Raw genomic sequence first — 1,382 nt, forward strand, 5'->3', positions numbered from 1 at the left:
CAGACCCATGAAACTGTTGCTACTCGAAGATGATGATTTGCTTGCAGAAAGCTTGGCAGAGAGTCTCAAGGACAACGGTTACCTTGTCGACTTGGCCGCTTCATTGAAAGCGGCCAAGTCGCTGATGGCAACCGAGGATTATGAGCTGGCTATTTTAGATGTCGGTTTGCCCGATGGGTCGGGGTTAGATCTTCTCGCTCATTGGCGCAAGCAGAAGCGCAGTACGCCTATTTTGATTTTGACGGCGCGCGATACCTGGGAAGATAAAGTTATCGGACTTGAAACCGGAGCCGATGACTATCTCACCAAGCCTTTCCACGAAGCCGAACTTATGGCTCGCCTGAAGGCCTTGTTGCGTAGGCAGTCTGGTCAGTTATCTCAGGTGATTACGCTTAACGGTGTCTCGTTGGATGAGGCGGGTCAACGCGTGTGCTTAGAAGGAGAAACGTGGCGTTCGCTAACAGCAACGGAGTTTCGATTACTGCGCTACTTAATGCTTCATCCAGACCGTATTCACTCGAAAGATCAGCTACTAGAGCAGCTCTACGCCTTGGAGCAGGACGCTGCCGCACCTAACTTGGTGGAAGTCTACATCGCTCGTCTGCGCCGTTATCTCGGTAAATCAGTCATTCAAACGCGACGTGGTCAGGGGTATTTCTTTGCTTCACATTGATAGACGCAGTTTACGCATTCGGCTACTCGCATGGCTAGGCGGCGTCGCGCTACTGGTGGTGGTCACCACGTGGCTATTGCACGGGATCTTTTTACAGAGCCTGGCAAGGGATTTTTTAGGTGAACGCTTACAACGTGAAGCAAACCACGCGGTCGCGCAGCTAGAGCAAGACCAAACGGCTGTACCGATTGCGCTCGACTCGGTTAGCCAAGGCTATCAAGTCTTTCATCATCTCTACGTACTCCGTTTCAATGGCTTAGTCAGCGCTTCTGACCCGCAATGGCAGCAACAGCTGGCTCCGTTGCTAGATGAGAGCGGCGATGCCCTAATAGATGTGAATCGCGGAACACAGCACATGCTCGTCTATCGCCGCCATTTTGAGTGGCAGGGCACGCAGGGTGTGCTATTGGTGGGCGAGGATTTTTCCCAAGTAGAAGCAGGGCTTGCAACTTTGCACTGGTGGGTTGGTGGGATCGCCGCCGTGCTTTTAGGGATGCTCATCATGCTCAACATGCTAGCGGTTAACCGTGGACTCATACCACTCTGGCAACTGCGCCAACAACTTGAAGGATTGCGATCAGGCAAACGTGATCGCTTGTCATTAGTAACCCCTTCGGAGCTAGATGAATTAGTCGACCAGTTGAACTGGTTTATGGACGACATTGATCTTCGTCTGAAGCGCTCGCGAGAATCGGTCGCCAACCTATCA

General features: G+C 52.1%; 1 protein-coding gene and 1 pseudogene. Both read left to right on the plus strand.

From position 1 onward, the window contains the following. Window positions 1-673, plus strand: a 673-nt coding sequence (locus MLE19_RS22790; RefSeq protein WP_425356827.1) for a response regulator transcription factor, incomplete at its 5' end; no start/stop codon positions are given. Beyond that, window positions 660-1,382: pseudogene (locus MLE19_RS22795) on the plus strand (ATP-binding protein); the annotation flags it as partial. The gene MLE19_RS22790 and the pseudogene MLE19_RS22795, both read left to right, overlap by 14 nt.

Source organism: Vreelandella neptunia (assembly GCF_022489065.1).
Taxonomy (GTDB): Bacteria; Pseudomonadota; Gammaproteobacteria; order Pseudomonadales; family Halomonadaceae; genus Vreelandella; species Vreelandella neptunia_A.